Origin of the sequence: Streptococcus cristatus, from assembly GCF_003944225.1 — a bacterium.
GTDB classification, from domain to species: Bacteria; Bacillota; Bacilli; order Lactobacillales; family Streptococcaceae; genus Streptococcus; species Streptococcus cristatus_K.
The window spans coordinates 1-588 of sequence record NZ_RJPN01000038.1; the positions used below are offsets into that span (position 1 = coordinate 1).

The 588-nt window shown below is 47.4% G+C and carries 1 protein-coding gene; it reads right to left on the reverse strand.

What is annotated here, in order from left to right:
- A partial coding sequence (locus D8797_RS10260; RefSeq protein ID WP_446677501.1) for a hypothetical protein occupies nucleotides 1–588 on the reverse strand: 588 nt, incomplete at both ends.

Below are 588 nucleotides of genomic sequence, written 5' to 3' on the forward strand. Positions count from 1 at the left end.
ACAAGCCTCAGTGCCTCAGATTCAGTAAGTACAAGTTTGAGCACAAGCCTCAGTGCATCAATCAGTGCCTCAGATTCAGCGAGCACCAGCTTGAGCACAAGTCTAAGTGCTTCACTCAGTGCCTCAGATTCAGTAAGTACAAGTTTGAGCACAAGCCTCAGTGCATCAATCAGTGCCTCAGATTCAGCAAGCACCAGCTTGAGTACAAGCCTCAGTGCCTCAATTAGCGCTTCAGATTCAGCAAGCACAAGTTTGAGCACAAGCCTCAGTGCATCAATCAGTGCCTCAGATTCAGCAAGCACCAGCTTGAGTACAAGCCTCAGTGCCTCAATTAGCGCTTCAGATTCAGCAAGCACAAGTTTGAGCACAAGTCTAAGTGCTTCACTCAGTGCCTCAGATTCAGTAAGTACAAGTTTGAGCACAAGCCTCAGTGCATCAATCAGTGCCTCAGATTCAGCAAGCACCAGCTTGAGTACAAGCCTCAGTGCCTCAATTAGTGCTTCAGATTCAGCCAGCACAAGCTTGAGCACAAGTCTCAGTGCCTCAATTAGTGCCTCAGATTCAATAAGTACAAGTTTGAGCACAAGC